Source organism: Kitasatospora sp. NPDC001225, assembly GCF_053597855.1.
The window spans coordinates 14,687-34,838 of sequence record NZ_JBSFJC010000041.1; the positions used below are offsets into that span (position 1 = coordinate 14,687).

At 75.1% G+C, this 20,152-nt stretch carries 12 protein-coding genes; 10 read left to right on the forward strand and 2 right to left on the reverse strand.

All coding sequences use genetic code 11. The features are described from left to right. The first annotated feature begins 18 nt into the window (after positions 1–18). The 3 genes from ACWDCZ_RS16725 (at position 19) to ACWDCZ_RS16735 (ending at position 8,104) form a co-directional block, all read left to right on the forward strand. Entirely contained in the window at positions 19–3,435 is a 3,417-nt protein-coding gene (locus ACWDCZ_RS16725) for an ATP-dependent helicase (RefSeq protein ID WP_449816263.1), read from the forward strand. 32 nt (positions 3,436–3,467) lie between these two features. Further along, positions 3,468–6,701, forward strand: coding sequence for a UvrD-helicase domain-containing protein (locus tag ACWDCZ_RS16730; RefSeq protein ID WP_449816264.1), 3,234 nt, complete (start codon positions 3,468–3,470; stop codon positions 6,699–6,701). 191 nt (positions 6,702–6,892) lie between these two features. Further along, entirely contained in the window at positions 6,893–8,104 is a 1,212-nt protein-coding gene (locus ACWDCZ_RS16735; protein ID WP_143204490.1) for a PP2C family protein-serine/threonine phosphatase, read from the forward strand. A gap of 4 nt (positions 8,105–8,108) precedes the next feature. Here the strand turns inward: ACWDCZ_RS16735 and ACWDCZ_RS16740 are convergent, their stop codons facing one another. Then, a complete protein-coding gene (locus ACWDCZ_RS16740; RefSeq protein WP_387821865.1) occupies positions 8,109–9,080 on the reverse strand; it encodes an endonuclease/exonuclease/phosphatase family protein in 972 nt (323 codons plus the stop codon). 79 nt (positions 9,081–9,159) lie between these two features. On the opposite strand from ACWDCZ_RS16740, the gene ACWDCZ_RS16745 reads away from it, so the two are divergent. The 6 genes from ACWDCZ_RS16745 to ACWDCZ_RS16770 all read left to right on the forward strand — a co-directional run bounded on the left by ACWDCZ_RS16745 (position 9,160) and on the right by ACWDCZ_RS16770 (position 17,203). Further along, on the forward strand, positions 9,160–9,786 hold the full coding sequence (locus ACWDCZ_RS16745; RefSeq protein ID WP_049656855.1) for a PadR family transcriptional regulator: 627 nt from the start codon (positions 9,160–9,162) through the stop codon (positions 9,784–9,786). A gap of 215 nt (positions 9,787–10,001) precedes the next feature. Beyond that, entirely contained in the window at positions 10,002–10,739 is a 738-nt protein-coding gene (locus ACWDCZ_RS16750; protein ID WP_380742220.1) for an ABC transporter ATP-binding protein, read from the forward strand. Further along, positions 10,736–13,603, forward strand: coding sequence for an FtsX-like permease family protein (locus tag ACWDCZ_RS16755; RefSeq protein WP_449816265.1), 2,868 nt, complete (start codon positions 10,736–10,738; stop codon positions 13,601–13,603). Before ACWDCZ_RS16750 ends, ACWDCZ_RS16755 begins: the two co-directional genes overlap by 4 nt. A gap of 134 nt (positions 13,604–13,737) precedes the next feature. Next, complete coding sequence (locus ACWDCZ_RS16760) at positions 13,738–15,141, forward strand: dipeptidase (protein WP_449816266.1); 1,404 nt, start codon at positions 13,738–13,740, stop codon at positions 15,139–15,141. Between the two features lie 70 nt (positions 15,142–15,211). Further along, positions 15,212–16,153 carry an NAD(+) diphosphatase gene (gene nudC / locus ACWDCZ_RS16765; protein ID WP_049656848.1) on the forward strand — a complete coding sequence of 314 codons (942 nt, stop codon included), beginning with the start codon at positions 15,212–15,214 and terminating at the stop codon, positions 16,151–16,153. A 210-nt stretch (positions 16,154–16,363) separates the two neighbouring features. Continuing rightward, positions 16,364–17,203 carry a GntR family transcriptional regulator gene (locus tag ACWDCZ_RS16770; protein WP_074001394.1) on the forward strand — a complete coding sequence of 280 codons (840 nt, stop codon included), beginning with the start codon at positions 16,364–16,366 and terminating at the stop codon, positions 17,201–17,203. Positions 17,204–17,306: 103 nt separating this feature from the next. Here ACWDCZ_RS16770 and ACWDCZ_RS16775 read toward each other — a convergent pair whose 3' ends face one another. Next, positions 17,307–17,564: a mycoredoxin gene (locus tag ACWDCZ_RS16775; protein ID WP_049660517.1), complete on the reverse strand. Its 258-nt coding sequence runs from the start codon at positions 17,562–17,564 to the stop codon at positions 17,307–17,309. A gap of 263 nt (positions 17,565–17,827) precedes the next feature. Between ACWDCZ_RS16775 and ACWDCZ_RS16780 the strand changes: the two genes are divergently transcribed. Next, entirely contained in the window at positions 17,828–19,996 is a 2,169-nt protein-coding gene (locus ACWDCZ_RS16780) for an ATP-dependent DNA helicase UvrD2 (protein ID WP_259316914.1), read from the forward strand. Positions 19,997–20,152: the final 156 nt, after the last annotated feature.

The window sequence follows — 20,152 nt, forward strand, 5'->3', positions numbered from 1 at the left end:
ACGCGGGCCCGCCCCGCCATGCCCCCTGTTCGACCCCAGGACCCGTTCGTGACCTCCCCGTACCGGCTCGTGCGCAGCCCGCTCGTCCAGCCCGACCCACCCGTGCTGGACGCCTACCAGCGCGCCGTGGTCGAGCACCCCGGCGGGCCGCTGCTGGTGCTGGCCGGGCCGGGCACCGGCAAGACCACCACCCTGGTCGAGGCGGTCGCCCGGCGGATCGAGGACGGCACCGACCCCGAGCGGATCCTCGTCCTCACCTTCAGCCGCAAGGCCGCGACGGAACTGCGCGACCGGATGTCCGGACGGCTCGGCGGCACCGCCGCCGCCCCCCAGGCCACCACCTTCCACTCCTACTGCTACGCCCTGCTGCGCGCCCACCAGGACCCGGAGGACTACGCCGAGCCGCTGCGGCTGCTCTCCGGCCCCGAACAGGACGTCATGGTCCGCGAACTGCTGGCCGGCGGCGCCGAGGACGCCAAGCTCGGCCTCGGCCGGATCGCCTGGCCGCTGGACCTGCGGGCCTGCCTGACCACCCGCGGCTTCGCCGACGAGGTCCGCGCCGTCCTCGCCCGCAGCCGCGAACTCGGCCTCGGCGAGGCCGAACTCGAGCGCTTCGCCCAGGGCGTCCAGCGCCCCGACTGGGCCGCCGCCGCGCACTTCCTCGCCGACTACCTCGACGTGCTCGACCTGCGCGGCGTCCTCGACTACGCCGAACTCGTCCACCGCGCCGTGCTGCTCGCCGAGCGCCCCGACGTCGCCGAGCAGCTGCGGCGGCGCTACGACGTCGTCTTCGTCGACGAGTACCAGGACACCGACCCCTCCCAGGTCCGGCTGCTGCGCCGGCTCGCCGGCGGCGGACGCGACCTCGTCGCGGTCGGCGACCCGGACCAGTCGATCTACGCCTTCCGCGGCGCCGACATCAACGGCATCCTCGACTTCCCCCAGACCTTCCGGCAGGCCGACGGCAGCCCCGCCGAGGTCAAGGTGCTGCGGGTCTCCCGCCGCTCCGGCGCCCTGCTGCTCGCCGCCTCCCGGGAAGTCGCCCGCCGGATGCCGATGGGCCGGCTGCCCGCCGACAAGCTCGCCCAGCACCGCGCCCTGCTGCCCTCCCGCGAAGGCGGCAGGGTCGAGGTCTACACCTACCCGACCCCCGGCGCCGAACTCGACTCGATCGCCGACCTGCTGCGCCGCGCCCACATGGAGGACGGCGTGCCCTGGGGCGAGATGGCCGTGCTCGTCCGGGCCGGCGCCCGCTCCATCCCCGGCGTACGGCGGGCCCTCGGCGCGGCCGGCGTCCCGCTGGAGATCGACGGCGACGACCTGCCGCTGCGCGAGGAGCCGGCCGTCGCCCAGCTGCTGCTCGCCCTGCGGGTCTGCGCCGAACAGGCCGCCCGCGACAAGCAGGGCGACCCGGACGCCCCCGACCCGCTCACCACCGACCTGGCGCACGCCCTGCTCACCGGCCCGCTCGGCGGCCTCGACGGCTCCGACCTGCGCCGCCTCGGCCGCGCCCTGCGCGAGGAGGAACGCGCCGCGCTGCGCGCCGAGGCCAGGGCCCGCCTCCGGACCCCCGAGGGCGGGGCGGACGACGGGAGCGCGACGACGGACCCCGGCCCCGGCCCCGCCGCCGCCCCCCGCCCGGCCGGCGAACTGATCCGCGAGGCCCTCGCCGAACCCGAGCGCCTCGTCGCCCTCGACCCCGCGCACGCCCGCCGCGCCCGCGACCTCGGCACCCTGCTGCGCAAGGTCCGCGAACTGCTGGCCGGCGGCTGCACCGCCGAGGAGGCGCTCTGGGAGCTGTGGGACGGCAGCCGCCGCTGGCGCGAGCGACTGGAACGGGCCGCCCTGCGCGGCGGCGCGGCCGGCCGCAACGCCGACCGCGACCTGGACGCGCTCTGCGCCCTGTTCGAGACCGCCGCCCGCGCCGAGGAACAGGTCATCGGCCACCGCAGCGCCCTCGACCTGCTCGCCGAACTCGAAGCCCAGGACATCGCCGCCGACACCCTCACCGTCCGGACCGTGCGCCCCGAGGCGGTGCGGCTGATGACCGCCCACCGCTCCAAGGGCCTGGAGTGGCGCCTGGTCGTGGTGGCCGGCGTCCAGGACGGCCTCTGGCCCGACCTGCGCCGCCGCGGCTCCCTGCTGGAGGCCGACCGGATCGGCCGCGACGGCCTCGCCGAACCGCTCTCCCCGGGCGCGCTGCTCGGCGAGGAGCGCCGGCTCTTCTACGTCGCCGCGACCCGCGCCAAGGAACGGCTGATCGTCACCGCCGTCAAGGCCCCCGCCGACGACGGCGACGAACCGTCCCGCTTCCTGCGCGAGCTCTACCGCGAGGACGTCGACCCCAGGACCGGCAGGGTCGTCCGCCGCACCCCGCCGGTCACCGTCGAGGACGTCACCCACCGGCCGCGCCGCCCGCTGTCCGTCGCCGCGCTGGTCGCCGAACTGCGCGCCGTCACCGTCGACCCCGCCCGCTCGCCCGAACTGCGCCGCGCCGCCGCCGAACGCCTCGCCACCCTCGCCGCCGCCACCGACGAGGAGGGGCAGCCGCTGGTGCCCGCCGCCCGCCCCGAACGCTGGTGGGGCCTGGACGACCCGACCGCCGCCGCCGAGCCGCTGCGCAGCGCCGACGCGCCCGTCCGGCTGTCCGGCAGCGGGCTGGAACAGCTGGAGAGCTGCTCCCTGCAGTGGTTCCTGGACAAGGAGGTCAAGGCGCGCGGCGCCGGCTCGGCCGCCCAGGGCTTCGGCAACGTGGTGCACGCCCTCGCCGACGAGGTCGGCTCCGGCCGCACCCCCGCCGACCTCGCCGTGCTCATGGAGCGGCTGGACACCGTCTGGGACGCGCTGGCCTTCGACGCGCCCTGGAAGTCCCAGCAGGAGAAGTCCGAGGCCCGCGCCGCCCTGGAGCGCTTCCTCAACTGGCACGTCCTGGAGCGCGGCCGGGACCTCGTCGCCACCGAGCACGGCTTCGACGTCACCCTCGACGTCGGCGGCGTCTCGGTGCGCATCCGCGGCTCGATGGACCGGGTGGAGAAGGACTCCGCCGGGCGCGCCTACGTGGTCGACTTCAAGACCGGCAAGCAGATACCCACCGACAGGTCGCTGCCCGAGCACAAGCAGCTCGCCGTCTACCAGCTCGCCGTCCGGGCCGGCGCCCTCAACGAGCTGCCCGGCTTCCCCGGGCACCCGCCGGACACCGGCGGCGCCGAACTCGTCCACCTGCGCGAGCCCGCCGCCAAGGCCGCCCAGGACACCCCCAAGGTGCAGCACCAGGAGCCGCCGCAGGGCGAGCCCTGGATCGAGAACCTGCTCGCCGAGGCGGCCGGGAAGGTCCTCGCCGAGCGCTTCGTCCCGCAGACCGGCGGCGGCTGCGACCGCTGCACCTTCCGCCGCAGCTGCTCCGCCCAGCGCGACGGGGCGCAGCTCGTGGAGTGAATCCTGTCCGACGCTCCGGTTACGGTTGCGGGGTGACCGCCGTGCTCAGCCATCCCGACCAGCTCAAGGAGCTGCTCGGCATCCCGTTCAACCGGGAGCAGATGGCGGCCGTCGGAGCCCCCCTGGAGCCGGCCGTGATCGTCGCCGGCGCGGGCTCCGGCAAGACCACGGTGATGGCCGCCCGGGTGGTCTGGCTGGTCGGCTCCGGCGCCGTGCGGCCCGAGGAGGTGCTCGGCCTCACCTTCACCAACAAGGCCGCCGGCGAGCTCTCCGAGCGGGTGCGCGCCTCCCTCCTGCGGGCCGGGGTCGTCGACCGGGACGGCGCCGAGCCGCTCGGCGACCCGGAGATCTCCACCTACCACGCCTTCGCCGGGCGCCTGCTCAAGGAGCACGGCCTGCGGATCGGCATCGAACCGGACGTCCGGCTGCTCGCCGACGCCACCCGCTTCCAGCTCGCCGCCAAGGTGCTGCGCACCGCCCGCGGCCCGTTCCCCGCCCTCACCGGCACCTTCGCCAACCTGGTCGCCGACCTGACCGCACTGGACGGCGAGCTCGCCGAGCACCTGGTCGAGCCGCAGACCCTGCGCGAGTTCGACGAGCGGCTGCTGGACACCCTCGCCACCGTCAAGCTCACCAACGACGACCTGCGGGCCGTCCCGGCCACCGCCCGGGCCCGGCTGGAGCTGCTGCGCCTCGTCGAGGACTACCGGCGCCGCAAGCGCTCCGCCGGGCTGATGGACTTCGGCGACCAGATCGCCGCCGCCGCCCGCCTCGCCCAGCAGCGCCCGGAGGTCGGCGAGCTGCTGCGCGGCCAGTTCAAGGTGGTGCTGCTGGACGAGTACCAGGACACCTCGGTCGCCCAGCGGCTGATGCTCGCCGGCCTGTTCGGCGCCCCCTCCGACGGCGCCGGCACCGGCAGCGGCCACCCGGTGACCGCCGTCGGCGACCCCTGCCAGGCGATCTACGGCTGGCGCGGCGCCTCGGTGGCCAACCTCGACGAGTTCCCCCGGCACTTCCCGAAGGCCGACGGCCGCCCCGCCGACCGCTACGCGCTCAGCGAGAACCGCCGCAGCGGCGGCCGCCTGCTCGCCTTCGCCAACGAACTCGCCGCCCCGCTGCGGGAGATGCACGAGGGTGTGGAGGCGCTGCGCCCGGCCCCCGGCGCCGAGCGGGACGGCTACGTGCGCGCGGCGCTGCTGCCCACCCACGCCGAGGAGGTCGACTGGCTGGCCGACTCGATCGCCCACCTGGTGCGCACCGGCACCGCGCCCGGCCGGATCGCCGTGCTGTGCCGCGGCGGCGCGGCCTTCCCGGACATCCACGCCGCGCTGGTCGCCCGGGAGGTGCCGGTCGAGGTGGTCGGCCTCGGCGGGCTGCTGCAGCTGCCCGAGGTGGCCGACCTGGTGGCGGTCTGCGAGGTGCTGCAGGACCCGACCGCCAACGCCGCGCTGGTGCGCCTGCTGATCGGCCCGCGCTGGCGGATCGGCCCGCGCGACCTCGCCCTGCTCGGCCGCCGGGCCGCCGACCTGGTGCGCACCGACCACCCCGAGGGCGTCGAGGCGCTGGCCGCGGCCGTCGCCGAGGCCGACCCGACCGAGGTGGTCTCGCTGGCCGACGCGGTGGAGACCTTCCTCGACGCCTCGGCCGGCGACGAGGGGAAGCCCGACGACCTGCCGTTCTCCGCCGAGGCGCGGGTGCGCTTCGCCCGGCTCGCCGCCGAGCTGCGCGACCTGCGCCGCTCGCTCGCCGACCCGCTGATGGACGTGCTGCACCGGGTGCTGTCCGTCACCGGCCTGGAGGTCGAACTCGCCGCCTCCCCACAGGCCCTGGCCGCCCGGCGGCGGGAGACCCTGCACGCCTTCCTGGACGTCGCCGCCTCCTTCGCCGACCTCGACGGCGACCCGGGCCTCGCCGCCTTCCTCGGCTTCCTGCGCGCCGCCCAGGAGTACGAGCGCGGCCTGGACAGCAGCCTGCCCGGCGGCGAGGACACCGTGAAGGTGCTCACCGCGCACAAGTCCAAGGGCCTGGAGTGGGACGTGGTCGCCGTCCCCGGCCTGGTACGGGGCGCGTTCCCGTCGTCCAGCCCGCGCGAACGCTGGACGAGCACCAAGCGCGTGCTCCCGCACGCCCTGCGTGGCGACGCCGAAACGCTGCCCGACGTGCGCGGCGGGTGGAACGGGAAGTCGATGACGGCCTTCAAGAAGGAGCTGGCCGAGCACTCCGCCGTCGAGGAACTGCGCCTGGGCTACGTGGCGTTCACCCGCCCCCGGTCGCTGCTGCTGGCCTCCGGGCACTGGTGGGGGCCGAGCCAGAAGACCGTCCGCGGCCCGTCCGACTTCCTGGAGCGGCTGCGCGAGCACTGCGAGCGGCCCGGCGCCGGCGAGGTCGAGCACTGGGCCGAGCAGCCGGAGAAGGGCGCCGAGAACCCGGCGCTGGCCTCCCCGGTCGAGCGCCCCTGGCCGCTGCCGCTGGACCCGGCCGCCCAGCACGCCCGCCGCCGGGTCGCCGAGGTGGTGCGCGCGCGGGTGGCGGGCGCGGCGGCCCCCGAGGCCGAGGAGCTGACCTCCGAGGACCAGCGCCAGGTCGCCTCCTGGGACCGCGATCTGACCGCGCTGCTGGGCGAGTTGGAGCGCTCCCGGCGCACCGCGCGGGACGTGCCGCTGCCCGCCTCGCTGTCCGCCACCCAGCTGCTGCGCCTCGCCGCCGACCCGGACGGCTTCGCGCACGAGCTGGCCCGTCCGATGCCGCGCCCCCCGCAGCCGGCGGCCCGGCGCGGCACCCGCTTCCACGCCTGGGTGCAGTCCCGGATCGAGCCGCTGCTGCTGGTCGAGCCCGGCGCGCTGCCCGGCGCCGACGACGACGGCATCGAGGACGAGCAGGACCTGGAGCGGCTCAAGGAGGCGTTCCTGCGCACCCCGTACGCGCAGCGCAAGCCCCACCGGGTGGAGGCGCCGTTCCAGCTGGTGCTGGCGGGACGGGTGGTGCGGGGACGGATCGACGCGGTCTACCGGGAAGATGACGCGTTGTCGGAATCCGGTGGTGCGTCACGCTACGAAGTGGTGGACTGGAAGACCCACCGGGAGGAGACCGCCGACCCGTTGCAGCTCGCGGTCTACCGGCTGGCCTGGGCCGAGCACGCGGGCGTCGATCCCGAGCAGGTCACGGCTTCCTTCCTGTACGTCCGCAGCGGACGGATCGTCCGTCCCGCAGGACTTCCCGACCGAAAAGAGTTGGAACGGCTCCTGATCGGGAACAGTGACTATTGAGTCACACAGAGCATCCAAGTCATCACGCCAGTGCCCGAAACCTGTGCGTCATGCACGTTTCGCGCCTATTGTGGGGTCGGTAACCGGTCAACCCCCGTGCTCCGGCCGCCAGCGAGGCCCGTATTCCCTGACCCTCAGTCATCACCGCAGGTGCCCTCGGGCATCGGCGTCTTCTGCTGGAGAGACCGAAGTTGAGCGCGACCGGATGGATCAGAGAGCGGTTCACCGGGCCGACACCGGGGCCCGCTCCGCGCGCGACCGGCACCTGGCCGAGGACGGCGCTGGCGCTGCCGTTCATCGGCATGGTGCTGATCGTCGCCCTCGACTACCTCAGCGGCACCGAGGTGACGGTCGAACCGGCCCTCACCGCCGTACCCGCGCTGGCCGCCGTGGTCAGCCGCCGAACCTGGTACCCGCTCGCCATCGGTCTGGGCACCGAGGCGGCGGCCTTCCTGATGGCCTTCCGCAGCGACACGCTCGGCGAGTCCGTGCACGCCGCCAGCGTCTTCGCGATCCTGCTCGTCGCCGCGATCGGCTGGGTCAGCGCCACCCTGAGACTGCGCCAGGAACAGGCGTTGGCCGACGCCCAGCTGGTCGCCTCGATCGCCCGCCGGGTGCTGCTGCGGCCCGTCCCCGAACGGGTCGGCACCGTCCGGGCGGCCGTCCACTACGAGGCCGCCGCCGCGCACGCCCGGATCGGCGGCGACCTCTACGAGGTGGTCAACACCCGGCACGGGGTGCGGGCCGTGGTCGGGGACGTCCGCGGCAAGGGCCTCGGCGCGGTGGAGACGGCCGCCGCCGTGCTCGGCGCCTTCCGCGAAGCCGCCCACCAGGAGGCCGCCCTGGACCGGGTGGCCGGCTGGCTGGCCGTCAGCCTCGACCGCGCCCTGCACGAGAACGACCACCCGGGCGTGGAGGAGGAGTTCGTCACCCTGGTGCTGATCGGCGTCCGCCCCGATGGCGCCGCGGAGATCGTCAACTGCGGCCACCCGGCCCCGCTGCTGCTGCGCGGCGGCGAGGTCAGCCCGCTCGAACTCGCCGAGACCGTACCGCCGCTGGGCGTCCTCGACCCGGCCGACGTCCGCCCGCCGGTGCACCGGCTGCTGCTCCAGGGCGAGGACCGGGTCCTGCTGTTCACCGACGGGGTGATCGAGGCCCGCGACCGCGCCGGAGTCTTCTACCCGCTCGCCGAACGCCTCCCGCGCTGCGCCGCCGGCCGCCCGGCCGACGTCCTGCAGCGCCTGCACGAGGACGTGGTGCGCCACGTCGGGCGCCAGCTCGGCGACGACGCGGCCATGCTGCTGCTCCAGTTCGACCCGCCGCCCGCGCTCGGGCCCGGAGCGCCCCGGGGCGCGGCCACCGTCCACCTCCCGCAGCAGGCCGGGGTCCTGGCGCGCCACTGAGGCCCTACAGGGACACCTCGACCAGCAGCGGGCGGTGGTCCGACACCACCGCGCGCGGCGCCGCCGCCGGGCCGACCGCCGTGCGCGGCACACCGATCGCCAGCACATGGTCGAACTGCACTGCCGGCCGATGCGAGGGGTACGTCGGCGTGCGCGCCAGGTCGTACCAGCCCTGCAGGCGCGGCCGCGGCTCGCGCACCCGGCGCCGGCGCGGCTCGGTCAGCGCGGGCCGGGCCCGCCGGGCCGCCCGCAGCTCGCGCACCCGCGCCCGCGGCGCGGTGCGCTCCAGCGCCGTCGCCCCGCCGAGCACCGTCCGCGGCACGGCGCCGACCAGGTTGAAGTCGCCCAGCACCAGGTACGGCCGGGGCAGGTCGGCGATCCAGCGCCGGATGCCGGCCAGCTGCGCCATGTTCCAGCCCGGGACGAAGGACAGGTGCGCCGCCACCACGGTGAACGGCCCGTGCTCGCCCTCCAGGACGGCCGCCAGCGCCGCCCGCGGCTCGTCCGGCACCGGGGTCAGCCCGCGCCGCCCGGCCACCCGCAGCGGCAGCCCGAACGGGGCCGGGGCGAACCGGCGGGCCCGCCAGTGCCGCACCGGAAGCCTCGTCAGCAGCGCCGTCCCGTACGAGGGCGCGGCGCCGTCGCCGACCTCGTCCGGCCCGTACACCCGCAGGCCGACCGGACCGGACGGCTCCGGCACCCAGCCCGCCACCGGCGCCGGGCGGCCGTGCAGCGCGGCGGCGAAGCGCCAGTCCTTGGCGCCCATCGCCGCGGCGGCCACCGCCGCCTGGTCGGTGAGGCCGGAGCGCGCCTGGTGGCGGTCCACCTCCTGGAGCGCCAGCACGTCGGCGTCCAGCGCGGCCACCGCCTCGGCCAACGGCCCGCCGGGGTCGGACGGGTAGGGCCGCGGCGCGCCGTCCGGGGCGAGCGGCTGTCCGTGCAACAGATTGAAGGTGGCGATGCGCAACTGGCTCACACCGCACGACGGTACCCGGTCCCCGGGGGAGGGGGGCCCGGCTTGAGGCGGTAAGGCATACCGGGTATACATACTCGGTATGTCCATCCGTCACGGTCTGCTCGCCCTGCTCGACCAGGGCCCGCGCTACGGCTACCAGCTGCGCACCGAGTTCGAGGCGCGCACCGGCGCCACCTGGCCGCTCAACGTCGGGCAGGTCTACACCACGCTGTCGCGACTGGAGCGCGACGGGCTGGTCGAGCCGGCGGGGGAGGACGGCGAGGGCCACCAGTTCTACGCCGCCACCGACGCCGGCCGGGAGGAGCTGCGGTCCTGGTTCGACACCCCGGTGCCCCGGACCAACCCCCCGCGCGACGAACTGGCGATCAAGCTCGCCATGGCGGTCACCGTCCCCGGAGTGGACGTCTCCGCCGTCGTCCAGGGCCAGCGCCGGCACAGCATCAAGGCGCTCCAGGACTACACCCGGCTCAAGGGCCGCGCCCTCGCCGGCGAGAAGCGCCCCGGCGTGGTGCCCTCCGCCAGCAACGACCTCGCCTGGCTGCTCGTCCTCGACCAGCTGATCTTCCAGACCGAAGCGGAGATCCGCTGGCTCGACCACTGCGAGACCCGGCTCGCCCAGCAGGCCGAGCTCCTGCAGGCCCGCACCGCCGAGGCCGCCCGCGACGACGGCGCGCCCGCGAAACGCGGCCGCCGCCTGCGGGCCTGAGCCCACCGCCTGAGCGCACCGCCCGAGCGCATCGCTCGAGCCCACCGCCCGAGTCCACCGCCCGAGCACATCGATCGAGTCCACCGCTCGAGCCCACCGCCTGAGTCCGCGCGCGTGAGTCCGCGCGCCACCCGAACCACCAGGCTCGGCCCGACTCCGAGCCCACACCCAGCACAAGGGGGGAATTCGTGTCCCACACCCAAGAGGCCCGGCAGATGCCGGTGCTCCACCTGGAGAACGTCACCCGGGTCCACGGCCACGGCGCCGCCGAGGTCCAGGCCCTGCGCGGCGTCGACCTCAAGGTCCACCCCGGCGAGTTCGTCGCCGTCATGGGCCCCTCCGGGTCCGGCAAGTCGACCCTGCTCACCCTGGCCGGCGGCCTGGACACCCCGAGCGGCGGCCAGGTCCTGGTCGAGGGCGTCGCCCTCGGCGGCCTCAACCGCAAGAAGCTCGCCCAGGTCCGCCGCCGTTCCGTCGGCTACGTCTTCCAGGACTACAACCTGATCCCGGCGCTGACCGCCGCCGAGAACATCTCGCTGCCGCGCGAACTCGACGGGCTGTCCACCCGCGCCGCCCGCCGCGAGGCCCTCGTCGCCCTGGAGGAGCTCGGCATCCCCGAGCTCGCCGACCGCTTCCCCGACGACATGTCCGGCGGCCAGCAGCAGCGCGTCGCCATCGCCCGCGCCCTGATCGGCGACCGCCGCCTCGTCCTCGCCGACGAGCCCACCGGCGCCCTCGACTCCACCACCGGCGAAGCCGTGCTCGCCGTCCTGCGCGCCCGCTGCGACGCCGGCGCCGCCGCCATGATGGTCACCCACGAGGCCCGGCACGCCGCCTGGGCCGACCGGGTCGTCTTCCTGCGCGACGGCCGGATGGTCGACGAGTCCGTCAGCCAGGACGCCGCCAGCCTGCTCGTCACCGCCGCCGGCAACGCCCTGAAGGTGGACGAGTGAAGCTCAGCGCCTGGCGGGTCGCCCTGCGCATAGCCCGCCGCGACGCCCTGCGCGCCAAGGGCCGCAGCGCCCTCGTCATCGCCATGGTCGCCCTGCCCGTCCTCGGCGTCACCGGCGCCGACGTCGTCTTCCGCAGCGCCGAGCTCACGCCCACCGAACAGGTGGCGCGGCTCATCGGCCAGGCCGCCGGCGAGCTGAGCGTGGTCGAGGCCGGCTCCACCGTCAAGCAGGCGCCGGACCCCGACAAGGGCTTCACCGTCAAGGACCCCAAGGACGACGCCAAGGAGGGCGAAGCCCCCGCGTACACCCCCGTCCAGCGGCGCTCCCTGGACACCGCCCCCGCCGAGCTGGCCCGCCAGCTGCTCCCGGCCGGCGCCGTCCTGGTGCCGGAGCTCTCGGGCCCGTACACCGCCGCGAGCAGCGCCCAGGGCCTGCTCAGCACCCGGGTCGGCGAGGCCGACCTGACCGACCCGGTCTGGCGGGGCCGGGTGAACCTGGTCCAGGGCCGCGCCCCGGCCGCCGACACCGAGGCCGCCGTCACCACGGACTTCCTCAAGCGCTCCGGCCTCAAGGTCGGCGACAAGACCGCCGTCCGCGGCCTGGAGTCCGCCCCCTTCACCATCAGCGGCGCCTACGAGTACCCCGGTGAGCTGCGGGCCACCGAACTGACCGCCCGCCCCGGCACCCTGCTGGAGCGGCTCGCCAAGGCCACCAAAGCGGACAACCCCCGCGAGGCCGGCACCGAGACCTCCCGCTGGCTGGTCAAGCTCCCGGCCGGGGCCGCGCTCGACTGGAACAAGGTCAAGGAGGTCAACGAGTACGGCTTCATCCTGGCCTCCCGCGCCGTCCTGCTCGACCCGCCGGCCCGCGCCGAGGTCCCCTACTACACCGAGCAGAAGTCGAGCGGCGGCGAGGAGACCTCCTACCTCAACCGGACCGACGTCGTCATCCTCGCCACCGTCGTCGGCATGGCCCTGCTGGAGATCGTCCTCCTCGCGGGCCCCGCCTTCGCCGTCGGCGCACGGCGCTCGCGGCGGCAGCTCGGGCTGCTGGCTGCGGCCGGCGGTGAACGCGCCAACGTCCGCTCGGTCGTGCTCGGCGGCGGCATCGTCCTCGGCGTCACCGGCGCCCTGGTCGGCCTCGGCCTGGGCGTCGGCCTGGTCGCCCTGCTGCGCACCAGCGCCGAGGACTACTCCGGCAAGCGCTTCGGCCACTTCAACCTGCAGCCGCTCGACCTGCTCGGCATCCTCCTGGTCGGCCTCGTCACCGGCCTGCTGGCCGCCGTCGTGCCCGCCGTCCAGGCCTCCCGCCAGGACGTCGTCGCCGCGCTGACCGGCCGCGACACGCTCAAGCCGCCGAGCCGCAAGCTCGCCGTCCTCGGCCTGCTGATGCTCGGCGGCGGCGCCGCCCTCGCCCTGTTCGGCGCGACCAGCGGCATTGGCAACCGCAGCGTCGCCGTCCTCGGCGGCTCGGTCGTCGCGGAGCTCGGCATGGTCGTCCTGACGCCCTACCTGGTCGGGCTCTTCGGCCGGCTCGGCCGCTGGCTCTCGCTCGGCCCCCGGCTCGCCCTGCGCGACTCGGTGCGCCACCGCGGCCGCACCGCGCCCGCCGTGGCCGCCGTGATGGCCGCCGTCGCCGGCTCCGTCGCGGTCAGCGTCTACATGGCCAGCTACGAGGAGCAGAACCGGCGCGACTACGTCGCCTCCGGGCCCTCCAAGGCCGTCATGCTCGGCAGCGGCTGGATGACCGACGCCGACAGCAAGCTGCTGCCGCAGGCGCGCGAGGCCGTCGAACGCAGCATCCCCGACCTCGGCCAGCGCGCCGACGTCCAGCGCGTCGAGCCCAAGGGCAACTGCCCCGACGGCAGCTTCTGCGGCTACATCAGGGTCGAGGTGCCCAAGGCGGACCGCTGCCCCGCCCTCGACCCGACCAGCGAGCTCGACCCCGCGGAGCACTACCGGATCATGGGGACGGACCCGCGCTGCAAGTCGGACAACCGCCGCAGCACCCCGTACACCGCGCTGGTCGCCGGCGACGCCACCCTGCTGCGCAACCTCTACGGCGTCACCGACCAGGGGGCCGGCCAGGCCCTCGCGGCCGGCAAGGCCGTGGTGTTCGACTCCCGGTACCTCAAGGACGGCAAGCTCGCCCTCCAGTACACCCTTCCGGTCCACCCCGATTCGAGCGGCAACTCCCGGGAGAAGCCGGTCACCACCGAGATCGCCGTGGACGCCGTCCTCGTCGACTCCTCGGAGCCCGCCCCGGGCCAGGCCGTGGTCAGCCCGGCCACCGCGGCCCGGCTCGGTTTCGCCACCGCTCCGGCCGGCTCGGTCTGGCTGCCCGCCGCGATGCCCTCCGACGGCGCCCAGCAGAAGGCCGACGGCGCGATCGCCAAGCTCACCGACCACACGATGCTCAAGATCGAACGCGGCTACGAGTCCCGGGCCGGACTGATCCAGCTCGGCCTGAACGTCTTCGCCGCGATCGTCGCCCTCGGCGCGGCCGGCATCGCCACCGGACTGGCCGCCGCCGACTCCCAGCGCGACCTGACCACCCTCGCGGCGGTCGGCGCCGAACCCCGCATCCGGCGCTCGCTGTCCGGCTTCCAGTGCGGGGTGATCGCCGCCATGGGCGCCCTGCTCGGCGCGGTCTGCGGCGTGGTGCCGGGGGTGGCGCTGCGCAAGGTCGAGGCCGCGACGGGCGGCTACCCCGGGATGAGCGCCGCCGAGCTGGCCAACAAGGCGATCGTGGTCTTCCCGTGGCCCACCATCGCCGCCACCGTGGTGCTGCTGCCGCTGCTCGCGGCCGGCCTGGCGGCCGTGATGACCCGCTCGCGGATCACCCTGCTGCGCCGCTCGGGCTGAGCCCGGCGCACCCGTCCGTCACCCCCGTCGCGCACCCCTGTCGCGGCGGGGGTGACGCATGTTACAGAGCCGGGAGCGCCCGGCAGCCGGACGGCCGGGGCGGGCACCCGCACGGGCGAACTACAGTCGTCGGTATGACGAGAACCCCGGACAGCGTCGTCCGCTCCTACATCGACCAGCACCAGGCCGCGTTCCTCGCCGACCTCTCCGAGTGGCTGGCCATCCCCTCCGTCTCCGCCGACCCGGCCCGGGCCGGCGAGGTGCGGCGCTCGGCCGAGTGGCTGGCCGCCAAGCTGGGGGAGACCGGCTTCCCGGTCGCCGAGGTGTGGGAGACCGACGGACTGCCGGCGGTGTTCGCCGAGTGGCCCTCCGGGGACCCGTCCGCGCCGACCGTCCTGGTCTACGGGCACCACGACGTGCAGCCCGCGGCCCGGGAGGACGGCTGGGAGACCGAGCCGTTCACCCCGACCGTGGTCGACGGCCGGCTGTACGCGCGCGGCGCCGCCGACGACAAGGGCCAGGTGTTCTTCCACACCCTGGGGGTGCGCGCCCACCTGGCCGCCACCGGCCGCACCGCGCCGGCCGTCAACCTCAAGCTGCTGATCGAGGGCGAGGAGGAGTCCGGCTCGCCGAACTTCGCCGACCTGGTCCGGCGCGAGGTCGGGCGGCTGGCCGCCGACGTGGTCGTCATCTCGGACACCGGCATGTGGTCCGCGACCACGCCGACCGTCTGCACCGGCATGCGCGGCCTGGCCGACGCCCAGATCGACCTGTACGGGCCGGACACCGACATCCACTCCGGCTCCTTCGGCGGGGCCGTCCCCAACCCGGCCCAGGTCGCGGCCGAGCTGGCCGCCGCCCTGCACGACGCCGACCGCAGGGTCGCGATCCCGGGCTTCTACGACGGCGTCGTCGAGCTGACCGGGACCGAGCGCGAGCTGTTCGCCGAGCTGCCCTTCGACGAGGAGCAGTGGCTGCGGGTCGCCAAGTCGTACGGCACCCGCGGCGAGGCCGGCTACTCCACCCTGGAGCGGATCTGGGCCCGCCCGACCGCCGAGGTCAACGGCATCTGGGGCGGCTACACCGGCCCCGGCGGCAAGACCATCGTCCCGGCCTCGGCGCACCTCAAGCTGTCCTTCCGGCTGGTCGCCGGGCAGGAGGTGGAGCAGGTCCGCGAGGCGGTGCGGGACTGGGTGGCCGGGCGGGTGCCCGAGGGCGTCCGGTACGAGCTGGTCTTCCCCGGCGCGACCCGGCCCTGCCTGACCCCGCTGGACCACCCGGCGCTCCAGTCCACCGTCCGGGCGATGGGGCGGGCCTTCGAGCAGAAGATCCTCTTCACCCGCGAGGGCGGCTCCGGCCCGGCCGCCGACCTCCAGGACGCGCTGGGCGCGCCGGTGCTGTTCCTCGGCATCTCGGTGCCCTCGGACGGCTGGCACTCGGTCAACGAGAAGGTCGAGCTGGACCTGCTGGCCAAGGGCGTGGAGACGGCCGCGTACCTCTGGGGCGACCTGGCCGAGAACTTCCGGCCGGGGGCATGACACCCACCGCGCGCACCATGGCAGCCAGATCACTCATCCGGATGATTCACCACGTGGGGATGGAACAGACGTGAGCACCGTGCCTGAGACCGAGCGCCCGCTGCCCCTGGCCCTGGCCCGGTCCGGGGTGGACCGGGCGGCCGAGCACCGCCTCGACGAGCCCTGGCTGGCGGCCGCCTGGAGCCACCCGAACACCCGGGTGCTGCCGATCGCCGGCGGCGAGGCGTTCGTGGTCGACACCGCGCAGGGCACCGAACTCGTGCTGATGCCCTCCTTCGAGGCCCCGCAGACCGGCGACCGGTACTTCCTCGGCACCGACCAGGACGGCGTCTCGTACTTCGCGCTGGCCGGCGAGAGCCTGCCCGGGCGGCTGGACGGCGACGCCCGGCCGGCCGGGCTGCGCGAGGTCGGCGGGCTGCTGTCCGACCGGGACGCCGGGCTGCTGGTGCACGCCGTGGCGCTGGAGCACTGGCACCGGCTGCACAGCTTCTGCTCGCGCTGCGGGCACCCGACCGAGAAGGCCGGTGCCGGGCACGTGCGGCGCTGCACCTCCTGCGCGGCCGAGCACTACCCGCGCACCGACCCGGCGGTGATCATGGTGATCACCGACGAGCAGGACCGCTGCCTGCTCGGCCGCCAGGCGCTGTGGCCGGAGGGCCGCTGGTCGACGCTGGCCGGCTTCGTCGAGCCGGGGGAGTCGATCGAGCAGGCGGTGGCCCGCGAGGTGCACGAGGAGGCGGGCGTCAAGGTCGGCGAGGTGCGGTACGTGGCCAGCCAGCCCTGGCCGTTCCCGTCCAGCCTGATGCTCGGCTTCCTGGGCCGGGCGCTGCCCGGCGGCACCGAGATCACCGTGGACGGCGAGGAGCTGGCCGAGGCGCGCTGGTTCTCCCGCGAGGAGCTGCGCGCCGGGATGGAGGCGGGCGAGATCCTGCCGCCGTCCGGCATCTCGATCGCCCGGCACCTGGTCGAGCTCTGGTACGGGGAGCCGCTGCCCTCGGCGGCGCGCTGGTAATCCAGGACGAAAGGGGGGCGCGTGGTCAATTCCATGCGCCCCCCTTTTTCTCTCCAACCCCTTCCCGAATTCACCACGACCAGCTGTTCGTATCCGGACGGGCCAGTTCTGCTACCGGGAGGGGTCGGCGCGGGGGCGCATTCAACCCGCTCGGACGATATTGCCGGAAACGGCTGATACCGGCTCACCGCGCTCGCTACATTCACGAGGGTGACAATCCCCCGGGGCACCGCCCAATCCCCCAAATACCAGCGCCTCGCCGCCGACCTGCGCCGCCGGATCGCCGAGGGCGAGTTCACCGCCGACGCCGCCCTGCCGGTCGAGAGCGAACTGGAGCGCCAGTACGGCGTCGCCCGCAACACCGTCCGGCTCGCCGTCGACGTCCTGGTCAACGAGGGCCGCCTGGTCCGCCTCCAGGGCAAGGGCACGTACCTGCGCGAACACCCCGTCCTGGACCACCGCGCCTACGGCCCCGGCCTGACCCCCGCGCCGCGCGACTGCCTCGCCGCGCCCTCCGACGTCTACCTCGGCGAGGCCGCCGAAGCCGGGCGGGAACTCGGCACCGACTTCGAGATGATGATCGTCCGGGCCCGGGTGGACATCGCCGAACGGCTCGGGCTGCGCCCCGGCGAGGCCATCGTGGTCCGCCGCCAGCTGCGGCTGCTCGACCGCGAGCCGTACTCCATCGAGGAGAGCCACTACCGGGCCGGCCTCGCCGCCGGCACCCCGCTGATGGAGCCCGACCCCGTCGAGGGCGGCGACGAGGCGGTGCTCGCCACCCTCGGACGCACCGAGATCGGCGCGGTGGACCACCTGGTCGCGCGGATGCCCGGCCCCGAGGAGGCCCAGTGGTTCCAGGGCGGCCCCGGCGTGCCGCTGATGGTGCAGACCCGCGTCACCTACGACCGGCGCGGGCCGGTGCGGGTCATCGAGACCCGCTACTCGGCCGACCGCAGCCGGCTCGTCTACGGCGTCGGCGACCTCGGCGCCCGCACCACCCTGCCCGCGCCCGCCGCGCCCGTCGACCCGGCCCGGGCCGACGCGCCGTGAGGCGCGCGCCGGCCCCGGCGGCCCGGGCCCGCGGGGCCCGGGTCGGGGCCGGTCGGGCCCGGGCCCGGCGGGTTCGCGCCCGGCGGGTGTGGACCCGGTGGGGTCAGGACGCCAGGGCCTTCTTGACCTGCAGCAGGCTCGGGTTGGTCATCACGACCCGCTCGCCGCCGCCCACCGGCGTCACCAGAACCGTCGGGACGGTCTGGTTCCCGTTGTTCACCGACTCGACGAAGGACGCCGACGCCGGGTCCTCCTCGATGTTGATCTCGGTGTAGCCGATGCCTTCACGGTCCAGCTGGCTCTTGAGTCGGTTGCAGTACCCACACCAGGTCGTGCTGTACATCGTCACGGTGCCGGACATCGAGGGGGCTCCTTCGAAAGAGGGGGGCGTACGGTCACCGGCAGGAACGTCCACCGGGCGGCGGACATTCCGGAGCGCCGTCGACCGTCGCGCGGAGTGATCATCCTGCGATCGCACCGGGCCTGTGGACAACCCCGTCCGCGATGTCCCCCCGGGCTGAGAGGATGGAACGCATGCAGGAAGACCTCTTGAGCGGCAGCCCCTACGACGGCCCCCACGGCTCCCCCTGGGCCGACCCCGGTGCCGACACGGGCCCGGACGCGGTGCTCGCCGGGCTCGACCCCGAGCAGCGCGCCGTCGCCACCGCCCTGCACGGTCCCGTCTGCGTCCTGGCCGGCGCCGGCACCGGCAAGACCCGCGCCATCACCCACCGGATCGCCTACGGCGTGCGCAGCGGCGTCTACCACCCCCAGCAGGTCCTCGCCGTCACCTTCACCGCCCGCGCCGCCGGCGAGATGCGCGGCCGGCTGCGCCAGCTCGGCGCCGACGGCGTCCAGGCCCGCACCTTCCACGCCGCCGCGCTGCGCCAGCTCCAGTACTTCTGGCCGCGCGCCGTCGGCGGCCCCGTCCCCCAGCTCCTGGAACGCAAGGTCCAGCTCGTCGCCGAGGCCGCCGGCCGCTGCGGCCTGCGCGTCCAGCGCACCGAACTGCGCGACCTCACCGCCGAGATCGAATGGGCCAAGGTCACCCAGATCGCCCCCGAGGACTACCCCGCGGCCGTCGCCAAGTCCGGCCGCGAGGCCCCCCGCGACCCGGCCGAGACCGCCCAGGTCTACCGCGTCTACGAGGAGGCCAAGAGCCGCCGCGGCAGCATGGACTTCGAGGACGTCCTGCTGCTCACCGCCGCCATCCTGGAGGACCGCCCGGACATCGCCGACCAGGTCCGCTCCCAGTACCGGCACTTCACCGTCGACGAGTACCAGGACGTCTCCCCGCTCCAGCAGCGCCTGCTCGACCGGTGGACCGGCCCCGACGGCGGCGCCAGCCTCTGCGTCGTCGGCGACGCCAGCCAGACCATCTACTCCTTCACCGGCGCCACCCCCGACTACCTGCTCAACTTCCGCACCCGGCACCCCGAGGCGACGGTGGTCAAGCTGGTCCGCGACTACCGCTCCACCCCCCAGGTCGTCCACCTCGCCAACGGACTGCTCGCCCAGGCGCGCGGCGAGGCCGCCCGGCACCGCCTGGAGCTCGTCTCCCAGCGCGAGGCCGGCCCCGAGCCGGTCTACACCGAGTACGAGGACGAGCCCACCGAGGCCGAGACCACCGGCCGCCGGATCAAGGACCTGCTCGCCGCCGGGGTGCGCGCCAGCGAGATCGCCGTGCTGTTCCGCACCAACGGCCAGTCCGAGGTCTACGAGCAGGCCCTCGCCGACCTCGGCGTGCCGTACCAGCTCAAGGGCGCGGAACGGTTCTTCGAGCGCCCCGAGGTCCGGGACGCCGGCGTGCTGCTGCGCGGCGCCGCCCGGGCCGCCTCCGACCCGCTCACCGACGACGCCCCCGACCTGGCCGGCCAGGTCCGCGCGGTCCTGGCCACCCGCGGCTTCACCGCCGAGCCCCCGGCCGGCTCCGGCGCCGTCCGGGACCGCTGGGAGTCGCTGGCCGCCCTGGTCCGGCTGGCCGAGGAGTTCGAGCGCACCCGCACCGCGGCCGGCCAGACCACCGACCTCGCCGCCTACGTCGCCGAGCTGGACGCCCGGGCCGCGGCCCAGCACGCCCCGGCCGTCGAGGGCGTCACGCTCGCCTCGCTGCACGCCGCCAAGGGCCTCGAATGGGACGCCGTCTTCCTGGTCGGCCTCACCGAGGGCACACTGCCGATCATCTACGCCAAGACCGACGAGCAGGTCGAGGAGGAACGCCGCCTCCTCTACGTCGGCGTCACCCGGGCCCGCAAGCACCTCAGCCTCTCCTGGGCGCTCTCCCGCTCCCCGGGCGGCCGGGCCAGCCGCAAGCCGACCCGCTTCCTGGACGGGCTGCGCCCCGGCTCCGCCGCCCCGGGCGCGCGCACCGGCGCGCGCGGCGGGCGGGGGGGCGTCGAGCCCGGCGAGCGCTCCGCCGGGCGGCGGGCCCGCGGACCGGTCAAGTGCCGGGTCTGCGACAAGGTGCTCACCGAGGCCGTCGAGCGCAAGCTGCGCCGCTGCGAGAGCTGCCCGTCCACGATGGACGAGGGGCTGTACGAGCGGCTGCGCGAGTGGCGGGCCCGGCAGGCGAAGAAGCAGGGCGCGCCGGCCTACGTGGTGTTCACCGACGCCACGCTGATGGCGATCGCCGAGGACGTGCCCGCCGGCCGCGGTGAGCTGGCGGCCATCTCCGGGGTCGGCGCGATGAAGCTGGACAAGTACGGGGCCGCCGTGCTCTCGTTGTGTGCGGGGGAGGAGCCCGAGGAGGATCCGGACGACGTCGAGGACGGCGGTCCGGCCGATCAGGCCTGAGCAGGTCCGAGCGCGGTCCCAGGGGCCGCTCCGAGGGTTTCGGAACCCGTCGTGTGACGTGCCGAAGAACTCGCGTGAAAAATAGTTTGCGCCGCGTACCGGGAGCGCAATAGCCTGCCGGAGCGGTCAAGGGGACGCGGTCGCACGGGGTGAAAC

What these genes read in the sequence shown, in the direction of transcription:
- ACWDCZ_RS16725 (WP_449816263.1), top strand. Translation starts at nt 19, where the DNA reads ATGCCCCCTGTTCGACCCCAGGACCCGTTCGTGACCTCCCCGTACCGG.
- ACWDCZ_RS16745 (WP_049656855.1), top strand. Translation starts at nt 9,160, where the DNA reads ATGTCCATCCGTCACGGTCTGCTCGCCCTGCTCGACCAGGGCCCGCGC.
- ACWDCZ_RS16750 (WP_380742220.1), top strand. Translation starts at nt 10,002, where the DNA reads ATGCCGGTGCTCCACCTGGAGAACGTCACCCGGGTCCACGGCCACGGC.
- ACWDCZ_RS16760 (WP_449816266.1), top strand. Translation starts at nt 13,738, where the DNA reads ATGACGAGAACCCCGGACAGCGTCGTCCGCTCCTACATCGACCAGCAC.
- ACWDCZ_RS16775 (WP_049660517.1), bottom strand. Translation starts at nt 17,564, where the DNA reads ATGTCCGGCACCGTGACGATGTACAGCACGACCTGGTGTGGGTACTGC.